Here is a 15683-nt window from a genome sequence, read left to right as displayed (position 1 = left end):
GATAATAAAAAAGCGCTGCCGATTTCTCGACAGCGCTTTTTCTAAAAACACATACTGAATTACTTATGGTATGGCTTAGATAGGTCGTGAACTGCGTCCACAAATACACCAGCATTTTCTGGTGGCACATCTAGGTGAATACCATGGCCAAGGTTAAATACGTGGCCAGTACCGCCGTCACCAAAACCTTCAAGGATAGTGCCGACTTCTTCACGAATACGCTCAGGTTGTGCGTAAAGTACTGATGGGTCCATGTTGCCTTGTAGAGCCACTTTATCGCCAATACGTGCTTTTGCATCAGCAATATTGATTGTCCAGTCTAGCCCAACTGCATCACAGCCAGTCGCTGCGATAGATTCTAGCCACATGCCACCGTTCTTAGTGAACAGAGTAACCGGTACACGGCGACCTTCATTTTCACGAATTAGGCCATCGACAATTTTGTGCATGTACTGCAGTGAGAACAGGTTGTAGTCACGCGGAGTAAGTACACCACCCCATGTGTCGAATACCATTACCGATTGTGCGCCTGCTTTAATTTGCGCGTTCAGGTATTCAATAACAGTGTCAGCCAGCTTATCTAGAAGTAAGTGCAGCGTTTGTGGCTCTGCATACATCATCTTCTTGATCTTAGTGAACGCCTTCGAGCTGCTGCCTTCAACCATGTAAGTTGCCAATGTCCAAGGACTACCAGAGAAACCAATCAGTGGCACTTCGCCTTTCAGGTCTTTACGGATCTGACGAACGGCATTCATTACGTATTGAAGTTCACCTTCAGGATCCGGTAGGCCAATCTTTTCTACGTCTGCTTTACATGTGATAGGGCGTTCAAACTTAGGGCCTTCACCTGTTTCGAAGTACAAACCTAACCCCATCGCATCTGGGATAGTTAGGATGTCAGAGAACAAGATTGCCGCATCAAGCGGGAAACGACGTAAAGGTTGAAGTGTTACTTCTGATGCTAGTTCAGCGTTTTTGCACAAAGACATGAAATCGCCCGCTTCAGCGCGCGTTGCTTTGTACTCTGGAAGATAGCGGCCAGCTTGGCGCATCATCCATACCGGTGTGTAATCAACAGGCTGTTTTAAAAGTGCGCGTAAATAGCGATCGTTTTTTAATTCGGTCATTCCGTTAAATTCCAATTCAATCTTGTCTAGTTTTGATGGCAAGTATTCTAACACTGATTGAAGGGTAAAAGCTGTGTGCTTTGCAACCTAGATCAAGTTATTAACTTTTAAATCCATGCTTAATTTGCACCCAATTACAGGAGCATGTTAAAAATTTGTTCGCTAGCGAAAATTACAATTATAACAACTGAGTAGTCACTACTCAGCATCTCATAACGACATCTTACTTACCCCCTCCACTTGTGGAGGGTTTTTTTTAGTGTTTGACCACCCATAGGCCAAATACTATCACAGGTAATTTAATGTTCTAGTTCTTGCTCCGCGACGCCGGCTTTCCTTATGTCATCGACTGTATTCTCAATCAATTGTCTCGCAATCGTTCCGACTGGAGCAACATCAGGTAGGCTTGTTACGTCAAACCATTGGGCATCCGACAGTTCACTGTAATCGGGTTTAAGCGTACCACCAGCATAATCTGCAAGAAAGCCCATCATCATACTCGATGGAAACGCCCATGGCTGGCTACCAAAGTAACGAATGTTACTCACATCGATCCCCGTTTCTTCTTTGACTTCTCGCGCCACACACTGCTCTAGGGTTTCTCCAACCTCTAGGAAGCCCGCTATTACCGTGTACATACCCGTTTTATGCCTTGGGTGCTGCGCAAGTAATATCTTGTTGTCGTTTCGTACAGCGACAATGATGCACGGGAAGATACGAGGGTAATGAAGCGTTCGGCAGTCTCCACACTGCATCGCCACCTGATTATGATTGAGATGATTACGACCGCCGCACTGAGGGCAAAAACGCATACTTTGTGTCATGTTCCCATACTGGATAGCTTTGCTTGCGATCAGAAAACTTGATTCAGGCCAGTGAAGCAAATCTCTTAGGCTGACCATGCTCAGATCAATCTCCACATCGCAATCGTTGAGCCAATACACCTTACGACCTTGATGCTGACCAATGCAGATTGCATGCTCGACATCCAGCCCTAGCTCTTCAGCTGAGCCATAAGGGAACTGATCATTATTAACCCAAATATCACTACCTGAAACGACGCACCAATAAGCTTGCTCTGTCATTTTGTTATCACTTTTTTTTAACATCCCTATGCCTCATTGCTTGCAGTTCGTTCATTTTACTGGCAATCTGATTTCATACTAGAGTTGTAGCAGAGAATAATTCAAACTATTACTTTTAGTAGATACCAATAAATGGACCCTGCTTAGGCAATTACTTGATCACAAGGTTGTGATCAGATCATGAGGACATGGTCATGCTAAATAAATTCAAACAAATACAAGAACAATGGGGTGGCTCTAATGAGGTCATCGATCATTGGCTCGAAACTCGACAGTCTCTAATCGTTGAGTATTGTAAGCTAGGTGCCTTGCAGCCAGCTAGCAATGGGCAATCAAACGTTGTTGAACTCCCTTCTCCTAAAGAAATAAGCTCATTCTGCGATCATGTTGTCGATTATATCTCAGAGGGTCATTTTAAGATCTACGATATGGTCATGAAAAAATGGCAAGCAACAGGCTTTAAAACCAATGACGAGATTGATACAACTTACGCGAAGATCGTACTTACAACCGAGCCGCTTCTAGAGTTCAATGATAAGTACGTTAAAGTAAGTGCAGACGATGAGTTGCCTAACTTCGAAGGAGATATGTCAAAAGTAGGTGAACTACTCGAAGTACGTTTTGAAGTAGAAGATAATCTTATCCAGCTTATTGCAGACAGTTTAGCGATTCCACCAGGCGCTTAGTTAGCTGAATCCTTAATAAGCTTGCCTCTGTGCAAGCTTTTTGTTTTGTCTGTAGCGTTACCTAAAACATCCAACTCTTCTGCCAGAGCCTATTATTCGTCCCTACTCTGATGTGTTGTGATAACCAGACGTAATACTTGTCACCAGTTTCATCCTCACGCTCTCCCTGTAAACATCTAAAGCAGCCGACGAGAAAATACTCGTGACTAAGTCTACCAGCCATTTCAACGTCTAATCTATAAGCCTCTCGTTAAACACCAATACATCCAATACGACAGATACAAAAAAGGCACCCGAAGGTGCCTTTTTTCTTATCTCTTAGAGACTACTCGTAGAGCTTACTCTTCTGAAGAGAAACCAGCGTTTAGAAGTGCTGCTAGATTGTCAGTAGCTTGCTCAGCTGAAGGACCTTCTTGCTCTTCTTCACGTTGCTTTTGACGCTCTTGGTGGTATGCGAAACCAGTACCAGCTGGGATCAGACGACCAACAATTACGTTCTCTTTCAGGCCGCGAAGGTCATCACGCTTACCAGAAACCGCAGCTTCTGTTAGTACGCGAGTCGTTTCTTGGAACGATGCAGCTGAGATGAATGACTCAGTTGCAAGAGATGCTTTAGTAATACCTAGTAGGTCACGTTCGAAACGTACTAGTTCTTTACCTTCAGCTTCTAGCTTACGGTTAGCAATCTTAACATTGTGGTACTCAACTTGTTCGCCAGGTAGGAACGGAGAGTCACCAGAATGAGTGATTGTACACTTACGTAGCATTTGACGAACGATAGTCTCGATGTGCTTATCGTTAATCTTTACGCCTTGTAAGCGGTAAACTTCTTGAACTTCGTTCGCGATGTACTGAGTTACTGCGTGGATACCACGTAGACGCAGGATATCGTGTGGAGTTTCAGGACCGTCGGCGATTACATCACCACGTTCAATCTTCTCACCTTCGAACACGTTCAATTGACGGTGCTTAGGAATCATCTCTTCGTAAGCGTCACCGCCTTCACGAGTGATTACTAGACGACGCTTACCTTTCGTTTCTTTACCAAACGACACAGTACCTGTGTGCTCAGCAAGGATCGCAGGCTCTTTAGGCTTACGAGCTTCGAATAGGTCAGCTACGCGTGGTAGACCACCGGTGATATCTTTGTTTCCGCTCGATTTTTGAGGGATACGAGATAGTGTGTCACCAATGCCAACTTCAGCGCCATCTTCGATGTTTACAATCGCTTTGCCAGGTAGGAAGTAGTGAGCTGGCATATCAGTACCAGGAATCATTACGTCGTTACCTTGCTCATCAACAAGTTTGATAGCTGGACGCATATCTTTACCTGCTGCTGGGCGAGCTGCTGCGTCTGTTACTTCACTTGAAGAAAGACCCGTTAGATCGTCAGTTTGACGAGAAACTGTAATACCATCGATCATATCTACGAATTGGATACGACCTGCCACTTCAGTGATGATTGGCATGGTATGCGCTTCCCAGTTAGCTACAACTTCACCAGCAGTAACTGCTGCGTTGTCGCCTTTGGTTAGCATAGAACCGTAAGGAAGTTTGTGCTTCTCTTTAGTACGGCCGAATTCATCAATAATCGTCATCTCAGATGCACGAGAAGTGATAACCAGTTTCTTATCTTTGTTAACTACGAACTTAGCATTGTGAAGTTTCACAGTACCAGTTGTCTTAGCTTGGATGCTATTCTCTGCTGCTGCAGTAGATGCCGCACCACCGATGTGGAACGTACGCATCGTTAGCTGTGTACCCGGTTCACCGATAGATTGTGCAGCGATAACACCAACTGCTTCACCTTGGTTCACTAGGTGACCACGTGCTAGGTCACGACCGTAACACTGTGCACAACAACCGAAGTCTGCATCACAGGTAACAACAGAGCGCACTTTCATGCTATCTACTGAGTTGTCTTCCATGATTTGACACCACTTCTCATCAATCAGAGTATTACGTGGAATCAGTACATCTTCAGTACCAGGCTTAAGAACGTCTTCAGCTACTACACGACCTAGAGCAAGCTCAGAAAGTGCAACTTTAACGTCACCACCTTCGATGTGAGGCATCATGTCGATACCTTCATGCGTGCCACAGTCATGTTCGTGTACTACAACGTCTTGAGCAACGTCTACTAGACGACGAGTTAGGTAACCCGAGTTTGCTGTTTTCAGTGCTGTATCCGCAAGACCCTTACGAGCACCGTGCGTTGAGATAAAGTACTGAAGGACGTTTAGACCTTCTTTAAAGTTCGCTGTGATCGGCGTTTCGATGATTGAACCATCTGGACGCGCCATCAGACCACGCATACCTGCTAGCTGACGAATCTGAGCTGCAGAACCACGTGCGCCCGAGTCAGCCATCATGTAGATGCTGTTGAACGATTCTTGCTGTTCTTCTTCGCCGTCACGGTTGATAACTGTTTCAGAAGATAGGTTATCCATCATTGCTTTCGCAACGCGGTCATTCGTAGATGCCCAGATATCGATAACTTTGTTGTAACGCTCACCCGCAGTAACAAGACCTGATTGGAATTGCTCTTGGATTTCACGAACTTCTTCTTCAGCAGATTCAATTTCATCGTATTTCGCTTGAGGAACAACCATATCGTTGATACCTACAGAAACACCAGAAAGTGCCGCGTATGCGAAACCTGCGTACATGATTTGGTCAGCAAATACTACTGTATCTTTTAGACCAAGCTTACGGTAACACTCGTTAAGAAGAGTAGAGATCTGCTTCTTACCTAACTTTTGGTTAACGATGCTGTACGGTAGGCCAGCTGGAACGATCTGCCATAGCATTGCACGACCTACAGTCGTATCAACTAGGCCAGTATTCGTTGTGCTATTGCCGTCTTCATCTACTACAGTTTCAGTGATACGTACTTTAACGCGAGCGTGTAGCTCAGCAGTCTTAGTACGGTATGCCTTTTCAGCCTCAGCAGGGCCAGCAAGGTACATACCTTCACCTTTCACGTTGATCTTGTCACGTGTCATGTAGTAAAGACCCAATACAACGTCCTGAGAAGGTACGATGATTGGATCACCTGATGCTGGCGACAGAATGTTATTCGTCGACATCATTAGGGTACGAGCTTCAAGCTGTGCTTCTAGAGTTAGAGGCACGTGTACAGCCATTTGGTCACCATCGAAGTCGGCGTTGTATGCCGCACACACTAGTGGGTGAAGCTGAATCGCTTTACCTTCGATTAGTACTGGTTCAAACGCTTGGATACCTAGACGGTGAAGTGTAGGTGCACGGTTAAGCAGTACTGGGTGTTCACGGATCACTTCGTCTAGGATATCCCAAACGATCGCTTCTTCGCGCTCTACCATTTTCTTAGCAGCTTTGATTGTCGTAGCCATGCCACGAGTTTCTAGCTTGCTGTAGATGAACGGCTTAAATAGCTCAAGTGCCATCTTCTTAGGAAGACCACACTGATGTAGACGAAGGTATGGACCAACTGTGATTACAGAACGGCCAGAGTAGTCTACACGTTTACCTAGAAGGTTCTGACGGAAACGACCTTGTTTACCCTTGATCATATCAGCAAGAGATTTCAGAGGACGCTTGTTAGAACCCGTGATCGCACGACCGCGACGACCGTTATCTAGAAGGGCATCAACAGACTCTTGCAGCATACGCTTTTCGTTACGTACGATGATGTCTGGAGCCGCTAGCTCTAGAAGACGCTTCAAACGGTTGTTACGGTTGATCACACGACGGTAAAGGTCGTTCAGATCAGATGTCGCAAAACGACCGCCATCTAGTGGTACTAGAGGACGTAGATCTGGCGGTAGCACTGGAAGTACAGTTAGGATCATCCACTCAGGCTTGTTGCCTGACGAAATGAACGCTTCAACTAGCTTCAAACGCTTAGTAACTTTCTTACGCTTAGTTTCAGAGTTAGTTGTTTCCAACTCTTCGCGCATTTCTTCCACTTCTTGATGAAGGTCCATTGTTGAAAGCAGATCTTTGATCGCTTCAGCACCCATCTTAGCAGTGAATTCGTCACCCCACTCTTCTAGACGATCCAGATACTCTTCTTCAGTAAGCATCTGAGATTTTTCTAGATCAGTCATACCCGGTTCAGTTACTACGTACATTTCGAAGTAAAGAACACGTTCGATATCACGCAGAGGGATATCCATTAGTAGACCGATACGAGACGGTAGTGATTTTAGGAACCAGATGTGAGCAACTGGTGAAGCAAGCTCGATGTGGCCCATACGGTCACGACGAACTTTAGTTTGTGTAACTTCAACGCCACACTTCTCACAGATAACACCACGGTGCTTCAGGCGCTTGTATTTGCCACAAAGACATTCGTAGTCTTTAACTGGACCAAAAATACGTGCACAGAACAGACCATCACGTTCAGGTTTGAACGTACGATAGTTAATTGTTTCTGGCTTTTTAACTTCACCAAAAGACCACGAACGGATCGTGTCTGGTGAAGATAGACCGATTTTGATTGCATCAAATTCTTCGGTCTTATGCTGTGCTTTTAGAAAGTTTAATAAGTCTTTCACGTTCAGCTCCTGTAAGGAGTTAAAGGAGCTCACCGACTAAAGTGAGCCCCCTTTACCAAGTAATCCAATCTTCTTTATAAAAAAGAGGGATTACTCTTCGTCTTCTAGCTCGATGTTGATACCTAGCGAGCGAATCTCTTTCAACAGTACGTTGAACGACTCTGGCATGCCAGGTTCCATGCTATGGTTACCATCTACGATGTTCTTGTACATCTTAGTACGGCCGTTAACGTCATCCGACTTAACTGTTAGCATTTCTTGTAGAGTATATGCAGCACCGTATGCTTCTAGTGCCCATACTTCCATCTCACCGAAACGCTGACCACCGAACTGAGCTTTACCACCAAGTGGTTGCTGAGTTACTAGGCTGTAAGAACCAGTTGAACGAGCATGCATCTTGTCATCAACCAAGTGGTTCAGTTTCAGCATGTACATGTAACCAACAGTTACAGGACGCTCAAACGAATCACCAGTACGACCATCAAACAGTTTAAGCTGACCAGATTCTGGCAGATCACCCAGTTTAAGTAGTTCTTTGATTAGAGACTCAGAAGCACCGTCGAACACAGGTGTAGCAATCGGTAGACCGCCACGTAGGTTCTTGATCAGTGTACGAACTTGATCATCAGACAGTTCAGCAATATCAACTTTCTGACGAGTATCGCCAAGATCGTAAACCTTCTGTAGGAACTCACGGAACTTATGCAGTTCTTGTTGTTCCTTAACCATTTGGTTGATCTTGTCACCGATACCTTTCGCAGCCAAACCTAAGTGAACTTCTAGGATCTGACCGATGTTCATACGCGATGGTACACCCAGCGGGTTAAGTACGATGTCTACAGGCTGACCTTTCTCATCGTATGGCATGTCTTCAACAGGGTTAATCTTAGAGATTACACCTTTGTTACCGTGACGACCGGCCATCTTATCACCAGGCTGGATACGACGTTTAACCGCTAGGTAAACTTTAACAATCTTAAGAACGCCAGGCGCTAGATCATCACCTTGAGTGATTTTACGACGCTTAGTTTCAAACTTCTTATCGAAGTCTGCTTTTAGCTCATCCCACTGCTCAGCAAGTTGCTCAAGCTGTGTTTGTAGCGCATCGTCTTCTAGAACTTGCTCTAGCCATTGCTTACGACCGATAGTATCAAGCTTAGCTTCAGAGTAACCACCAGACAGAAGTACAGCTTTAACACGGTTAAGAAGGCCACCCTCAAGAATTTGGAACTCTTCAGTTAGATCTTTCTTAGCTTCTTTAAGCTGCATCTGTTCGATTTCAAGTGCACGTTTGTCTTTCTCTACGCCATCGCGAGTGAAGACTTGTACATCGATGATAGTACCCGAAACAGAGTTTGGTACACGTAGAGAAGTATCTTTAACATCAGATGCTTTCTCACCGAAGATAGCACGTAGTAGCTTCTCTTCAGGAGTCAGTTGAGTTTCACCTTTAGGGGTTACTTTACCAACTAGGATGTCGCCACCCTTAACTTCAGCACCAATGTAAACGATACCTGACTCGTCTAGTTTAGACAGAGCAGACTCACCTACGTTTGGAATATCAGCTGTGATCTCTTCAGAACCCAGCTTAGTATCACGAGCCACACAAGATAGTTCTTGAATGTGGATTGTCGTGAAACGGTCTTCTTGAACTACGCGCTCAGATACTAAGATCGAGTCTTCGAAGTTGTAACCGTTCCAAGGCATGAATGCGATACGCATGTTTTGGCCAAGAGCTAGTTCACCAAGGTCTGTTGAAGGACCGTCAGCAAGAACATCGCCGCGTGCAACTGGTTCACCAGGAAGTACAGTTGGACGTTGGTTAATACATGTGTTTTGGTTCGAACGCGTGTACTTAGTCAGGTTGTAGATATCGATACCAGCTTCGCCAGGTACCAATTCATCTTCGTTAACCTTAACTACGATACGAGAAGCGTCAACAGACTGAACTTGACCACCACGTTTAGCAACCGCTGTAACACCAGAGTCAACTGCGATGTTACGTTCGATACCCGTACCTACTAGAGGCTTATCAGCTCTCAGTGTTGGTACAGCTTGACGTTGCATGTTGGCACCCATCAATGCACGGTTCGCATCATCGTGTTCTAGGAACGGGATAAGCGAAGCAGCGATAGATACTACTTGGTTTGTCGCAACGTCCATGTAGTCAACGTGATCGCGTGGGTGAAGACCAGATTCACCTTTTTGACGAGCTGTGATTAGCTCATCTGCAAACGTACCTTCTTCAGTAAGAATTGTGTTTGCTTGCGCGATTACGAATTGACCTTCCTGGATTGCAGACAGGTAATCAACTTCTTCTGTTACTACACCATCTACTACACGACGGTACGGAGTTTCTAGGAAACCGTAATCGTTACAACGTGCAAATGCAGATAGCGAGTTAATTAGACCGATGTTTGGACCTTCAGGCGTTTCGATCGGACATAGACGACCGTAGTGAGTTACGTGAACGTCACGTACTTCGAAGCCTGCGCGCTCACGAGTAAGACCACCAGGACCTAAAGCAGAGATACGACGCTTGTGCGTAACTTCTGACAATGGGTTGTTTTGGTCCATAAACTGTGAAAGCTGTGAAGAGCCAAAGAATTCTTTAACTGCAGCAGAGATCGGCTTAGCGTTGATAAGGTCTTGAGGCATGATTGCATCAAGGTCACCAAGGCTTAGACGTTCTTTAACGGCACGTTCTACACGAACTAGACCAACACGGAATTGGTTTTCTGCCATTTCACCTACAGAACGGATACGACGGTTGCCAAGGTGGTCGATATCGTCCACTTCACCAATGCCGTTACGGATACCAATCAGTTTCTTCATCACTTCGATGATGTCTGATTCATCCAGAGTACCGCGCTCTTCTTCTTCTTCACGCTCGATAGAGCTGTTGAATTTCATACGGCCTACAGTTGATAGGTCGTAACGATCTTCAGAGAAGAATAGGCTTTCGAACAATGATTCTGCAGCTTCTTTCGTTGGTGGCTCGCCAGGACGCATCATGCGGTAGATTTCTACCAATGCAGAGATGCGATCTACTGTGCTATCCGCACGTAGAGTGTCTGACATGAATGGACCATGGTCTAGGTCATTCGTGAACAGCACTTCTAGAGTCTTGTGACCTGCTTGAGACAGGTTAGCAAGTGCTTCTAGGCTAATCTCTTGGTTTGCGCCAACGATGATCTCGCCAGTTGCTTCGTTGATGTAATCTTTCGCAGCAATCTTTTCAACGATGTACTCTACTGGTACTTCGATGTGCTCAACGCCATCTTTTTCAAGTTGACGGATATGGCGAGCAGTTACACGACGACCAGTCTCAACGTAAGTTTTTCCGTTTGCTTCGATGTCGAATGACGCAGTTTCACCACGTAGACGATCAGGAACCAACTCCATAAGTAGAGTTTGGTCTTTCACTTCGAAGTTCACTTTGTCGAAGAACAGATCTAGGATCTCTTCAGTCGATTTACCAAGTGCACGAAGGATAATCGATGCTGGTAGCTTACGACGACGGTCGATACGTACGAATAAGTTATCCTTAGGATCGAACTCAAAGTCTAACCATGAGCCACGGTAAGGAATTACACGTGCGTTATAAAGAACTTTACCTGATGAGTGGGTCTTACCCTTATCACTGTCGAAGAACACGCCTGGGCTTCGGTGCAGCTGGGATACGATAACCCTCTCGGTACCATTAATTACGAAAGTACCATTGTCTGTCATAAGCGGAATTTCGCCCATGTAGACTTCTTGTTCTTTAATGTCTTTTACAGTACCTGCTGGTGCATCTCGATCAAAGATAACTAGACGTAGTTTTACGCGTAGTGGCTTTGAGTAAGTAACACCGCGGATTTGACATTCTTTAACGTCAAAAACTGGCTCACCAAGACGGTAGCTAACGTATTGCAGCTCAGAATTGCCGTTGTAGCTCTGAATTGGAAATACAGAACGGAAAGCAGCTTCAAGACCGTATTGACCTTCAGGATCCTGTTCGATGAATTTGTCGAAAGAATCAAGCTGGATCGATAACAGGTATGGAATGTCCAAAACTTGTGGACGAGTACCAAAATCCTTACGGATGCGCTTTTTCTCGGTATAAGAGTAAACCATGGGGTTCCTCAGCTCGCTGATAAGTGACCCAAACCACCCAAAACACTCTTCAGAGGGGGCGGTGACAAACAGCTGTTTACTGTAGTGAACAATCATTTCGAAAAAATGACTGTTTTTTTGCTTGGATTATGACGGTTAAACAGCGGAAATTTCGTCATAGCCCTACAGCGCAAAAAGGCCGGTGGTTAATAAACCACCAGCCATTAGCCTTGCGGCTAAGAAATTAAGTAATAATTACTTAACTTCAACAGAAGCGCCAGCTTCTTCTAGCTGTGCTTTAAGAGCTTCAGCTTCAGCTTTGTCAACGCCTTCTTTAAGCGCTGCAGGAGCTGAGTCTACAAGACCTTTAGCTTCTTTAAGACCTAGGCCAGTTGCGCCACGTACAGCTTTGATAACTTGTACTTTGTTAGCGCCAGCAGCAGTTAGGATTACGTCGAATTCAGTTTGCTCAGCAGCAGCTTCAGCAGAAGCACCACCAGCTACAACTGCAGCAGCAGCAGTAACACCGAATTTCTCTTCCATAGCTTCGATAAGCTCAACAACTTGCATTACAGACATTTCTGCAACTGCGTCTAGGATTTGCTCGTTAGTAATAGACATAACAATTCTCTTTTAAGTCAACAATAAGTTTAAATAGCAACCAGTGAAAAGCAAGGCTTAAGCCGCAGCTTCTTCTTTTTGGTCGCGAACAGCAGCGATAGTACGAACCAGCTTGCCAGCAGAAGCTTCTTTCATGCACATCATTAGGCGTGCGATAGCTTCGTCGTAAGTTGGTAGTGTCGCTAGTACTTCAGCATCAGTAACTGCGCCTTCAAATGCAGCAGCTTTGATCTCGAAATCTTTATTCTCTTTAGCGAAGTCTTTGAAAAGACGCGCTGCAGCACCTGGGTGCTCATTAGAGAATGCGATCAGAGTTGGACCAGTGAAAGTGTCAGTTAGACACTCGTAGTCTGTACCCTGAATCGCACGGCGTGCTAGTGTGTTACGAACAACTCTCATGTAAACACCCGCTTCGCGAGCTTGTTTACGTAGAGAAGTCATTGCGCCAACAGTAACGCCACGAGAATCAGCTACAACTGCAGAAAGTGCACCACTGGCAGCTTCGTTGACTTCAGCAACAATTGCTTTTTTGTCTTGAAGATTTAAAGCCATTTGGATTAACCTCTGGTTGTGATTACAGCACTCATACAAAATGTAATGAGCGTTTACGATGTTATTTAAAAATGAATAAATTCACTTCAAACCACAACATCGCCTACGTAGGTTTTATTAAGCCATACCTCCGAAGAGTACAGCGCCTACGGTCTTGGGACGGATGACCTGAATTGCTTCAAAAATCACCCAACCACAAATATTAGGCGCAGAAGTATACACTAAATCTGCGCCGAAGCAAATTAGTTTGCTTGAGTGTCAAGACTAGCTTGATCAACAGTAACACCAGCACCCATTGTAGTAGAGATGCTTACTTTCTTCAGGAAAGTACCTTTCGCTGAAGAAGGCTTAGCTTTCTTAAGAGCTACTAGAAGTGCTTCTAGGTTCTCTTGAAGCTGGTTAGCTTCGAAAGATGCTTTGCCGATAGTAGTGTGGATGATACCGTTCTTGTCGTTACGGTAACGAACCTGACCAGCTTTAGCGTTCTTAACCGCTTCAGCAACGTTAGGAGTTACAGTACCAACTTTAGGGTTTGGCATAAGGCCGCGTGGACCTAGGATTGTACCTAGTTGACCAACAACACGCATTGCATCAGGAGAAGCAACAACAACGTCGAAGTTCATTTCGCCTTTTTTCACTTGCTCAGCAAGATCTTCCATACCAACGATATCTGCGCCAGCTGCTTTAGCTGCTTCTGCGTTTGCACCTTGAGTGAACACAGCAACGCGGATGTCACGGCCAGTACCGTGAGGTAGCACAGTTGCGCCACGTACGTTTTGGTCAGATTTACGAGCATCGATGCCTAGGTTAACAGCAACATCTACAGACTCAACGAATTTAGCAGTAGCTAGTTCTTTAAGAAGAGCAACAGCTTCGTTGATTTCGTATTCTTTAGTTACTTCAACTTTGTCGCGGATTACGCGCATACGCTTAGTAAGTTTTGCCATGATCTTATCCCTCTACCACTAGGCCCATTGAACGAGCAGTACCAGCAATAGAACGCTTCATTGCTTCGATGTCAGCACCAGTCATATCAGCAGCTTTAGTTTCTGCGATTTCCTGAACTTGAGCGTCAGTTACAGTACCAACTTTCTCAGTGTTTGGACGACCTGAACCAGACTTAACGCCAGCAGCTTTCTTAAGAAGAACAGCAGCAGGTGGAGTCTTAGTTACGAACGTGAAAGAACGGTCGTTGTAAACAGTAATTACTACTGGAGTAGGTAGACCTTTCTCAACAGATTCTGTTTTTGCGTTGAACGCTTTACAGAATTCCATGATGTTCACGCCGTGTTGACCTAGAGCAGGACCAACCGGTGGACTTGGGTTTGCCATACCAGCTGCAACTTGCAGTTTGATATAAGCTTCAACTTTCTTAGCCATGATATTTCCTAATTTTTGGGTACATGCGCTAGCCCTGAGGCAAGCTCCCCTTAATTTCAATTAACTCTTTCTTACTTCGATAGAAGTAAAAAGGCGCGAAATTATAATCATAATTCGCGCCTTTAACAACCCTAAAAAGGTGGTTTTTTATACTCTTTTATTTTGAACAACTTATGAAGTATTTATCCACAGCTTGTTCAAAAGTTAGAGTTTTAGTCCAGCTTTTCAACTTGACCAAATTCAAGCTCAACCGGTGTTGCACGACCAAAGATCGATACAGATACCTTAATGCGGCTTTTCTCGTAATCTACTTCTTCAACTGTACCGTTGAAATCAGCAAACGGACCATCGTTCACACGAACCACTTCACCCGCTTCGAACATTGTCTTAGGACGTGGAGACTCGCTCGCTTTCTCTAGACGGTTCAAGATAGCATCAGCTTCTTTGTCAGTGATTGGTGCAGGACGATCAGAGGTACCACCAATGAAGCCCATAACACGAGGAATGCTGCGTACTAAGTGCCATGATTCATCATTCATGATCATTTGCACTAATACGTAGCCAGGGAAGAACTTACGTTCGCTTTTACGGCGTTGACCTGCACGCATTTCCACTACTTCTTCAGTAGGTACTAAAACGTCACCAAAGAATTCTTCCATGTCGTGCATTTTAATATGTTCGCGTAACGATTGAGATACACGACCTTCATAGCCAGAAAAGGCTTGAACTACATACCAACGTTTTTTTGGAGCTTCACTCATGAATCAGAACCCTCTACACTCCAGTTGCTAGAGAAACTAAACGGACCATAATGCCGTCAATTCCCCAAAGCACTAGAGACATAACAATACATACAGCTAAAACGATCAATGTAGTTTGCATAGTTTCTTGGCGAGTAGGCCAAACAACTTTACGAATCTCCATACGAGATTCTTTTGCAAAATCGATCGCAGCTTTACCTTTAGTTGTTGTTGCTGCAACGCCTAGTGCGGCAGCAATCAGCACAACTACACCTGCAGCGCGAATTACAACAGACAATTCACCATACAGGTAATTACCCACAACAGCAGCAGCCAACAGTACAAAAGCGACTACCCACTTCATTGTATCTGCTGCACCTGAGCTATCAGGAGTTTCAGCGTTTGCTTTCATAAAACCAACCTGTGATAAGTCTTAAATATAGACGACAATAACCCCGCTGTTGCAGGGCACATTCCTTTGCGTTGCAAAACAACACATCTAACAGTCATTTTAGTTAAAAAGACCGTTTAATTCTTTGCTAAGAGTTAAAATTGATGTCAAAACACCCAACTCTTTTTTCAGCGCAGAAAAAGGGCATCAAATGATGCCCTTTTTACTAGTGGTTCGTCAAATCTTATGCAAAGATTTTAGCTACAACACCAGCACCAACTGTACGGCCACCTTCGCGGATTGCGAAACGTAGACCTTCGTCCATTGCGATTGGAGCGATTAGCTCAACAGTCATTTGAACGTTGTCACCTGGCATTACCATTTCTACGCCTTCTGGTAGAGTGATGTCGCCTGTTACGTCAGTTGTACGGAAGTAGAACTGTGGACGGTAACCCTTGAAGA

At 44.8% G+C, this 15683-nt stretch carries 11 protein-coding genes and 1 pseudogene; 1 reads left to right on the top strand and 11 read right to left on the bottom strand.

Annotated elements, in window-relative coordinates; genetic code table 11:
• Nucleotides 1-59: 59 nt before the first annotated feature.
• Nucleotides 60-1127: a uroporphyrinogen decarboxylase gene (hemE, locus tag AB6C75_RS13035; RefSeq protein ID WP_004729761.1), complete on the bottom strand. Its 1068-nt coding sequence runs from the start codon at nucleotides 1125-1127 to the stop codon at nucleotides 60-62.
• A 299-nt stretch (nucleotides 1128-1426) separates the two neighbouring features.
• The gene (nudC, locus tag AB6C75_RS13030) at nucleotides 1427-2236 is read right to left on the bottom strand and encodes an NAD(+) diphosphatase (protein ID WP_009844679.1); all 810 of its coding nucleotides are present in this window, start codon (nucleotides 2234-2236) and stop codon (nucleotides 1427-1429) included.
• Between the two features lie 164 nt (nucleotides 2237-2400).
• Between nudC and AB6C75_RS13025 the strand changes: the two genes are divergently transcribed.
• Nucleotides 2401-2898, top strand: coding sequence for an Rsd/AlgQ family anti-sigma factor (locus AB6C75_RS13025; protein WP_012604999.1), 498 nt, complete (start codon nucleotides 2401-2403; stop codon nucleotides 2896-2898).
• A 338-nt stretch (nucleotides 2899-3236) separates the two neighbouring features.
• On the opposite strand, the gene rpoC is transcribed toward AB6C75_RS13025, so the two are convergent.
• From rpoC to tuf, 9 genes and pseudogenes are all read right to left on the bottom strand, one after another.
• Nucleotides 3237-7439 carry a DNA-directed RNA polymerase subunit beta' gene (rpoC, locus tag AB6C75_RS13020; protein WP_009844676.1) on the bottom strand — a complete coding sequence of 1401 codons (4203 nt, stop codon included), beginning with the start codon at nucleotides 7437-7439 and terminating at the stop codon, nucleotides 3237-3239.
• Nucleotides 7440-7529: 90 nt separating this feature from the next.
• Nucleotides 7530-11558: a DNA-directed RNA polymerase subunit beta gene (rpoB, locus tag AB6C75_RS13015; protein WP_009844675.1), complete on the bottom strand. Its 4029-nt coding sequence runs from the start codon at nucleotides 11556-11558 to the stop codon at nucleotides 7530-7532.
• A gap of 234 nt (nucleotides 11559-11792) precedes the next feature.
• The gene (rplL, locus tag AB6C75_RS13010; RefSeq protein ID WP_009844674.1) at nucleotides 11793-12158 is read right to left on the bottom strand and encodes a 50S ribosomal protein L7/L12; all 366 of its coding nucleotides are present in this window, start codon (nucleotides 12156-12158) and stop codon (nucleotides 11793-11795) included.
• Between the two features lie 57 nt (nucleotides 12159-12215).
• Nucleotides 12216-12710 (bottom strand): 50S ribosomal protein L10, encoded by a 495-nt coding sequence (gene rplJ, locus AB6C75_RS13005; RefSeq protein WP_009844673.1) that lies wholly within the window; start codon nucleotides 12708-12710, stop codon nucleotides 12216-12218.
• 242 nt (nucleotides 12711-12952) lie between these two features.
• On the bottom strand, nucleotides 12953-13657 hold the full coding sequence (gene rplA / locus AB6C75_RS13000) for a 50S ribosomal protein L1 (RefSeq protein ID WP_012605004.1): 705 nt from the start codon (nucleotides 13655-13657) through the stop codon (nucleotides 12953-12955).
• A gap of 4 nt (nucleotides 13658-13661) precedes the next feature.
• Complete coding sequence (rplK, locus tag AB6C75_RS12995) at nucleotides 13662-14090, bottom strand: 50S ribosomal protein L11 (RefSeq protein WP_010435555.1); 429 nt, start codon at nucleotides 14088-14090, stop codon at nucleotides 13662-13664.
• Between the two features lie 212 nt (nucleotides 14091-14302).
• Nucleotides 14303-14851: a transcription termination/antitermination protein NusG gene (gene nusG / locus AB6C75_RS12990; protein WP_012605006.1), complete on the bottom strand. Its 549-nt coding sequence runs from the start codon at nucleotides 14849-14851 to the stop codon at nucleotides 14303-14305.
• A 13-nt stretch (nucleotides 14852-14864) separates the two neighbouring features.
• Nucleotides 14865-15242 (bottom strand): preprotein translocase subunit SecE, encoded by a 378-nt coding sequence (gene secE, locus AB6C75_RS12985; protein WP_017096511.1) that lies wholly within the window; start codon nucleotides 15240-15242, stop codon nucleotides 14865-14867.
• 223 nt (nucleotides 15243-15465) lie between these two features.
• A pseudogene (gene tuf / locus AB6C75_RS12980) lies at nucleotides 15466-15683 on the bottom strand (elongation factor Tu); the annotation flags it as partial.

Origin of the sequence: Vibrio sp. 10N.237.312.B06 (assembly GCF_041464685.1) — a bacterium.
Taxonomy (GTDB): domain Bacteria; phylum Pseudomonadota; class Gammaproteobacteria; order Enterobacterales; family Vibrionaceae; genus Vibrio; species Vibrio tasmaniensis_A.
This window is presented reverse-complemented; position numbering and strand designations above follow the sequence as displayed.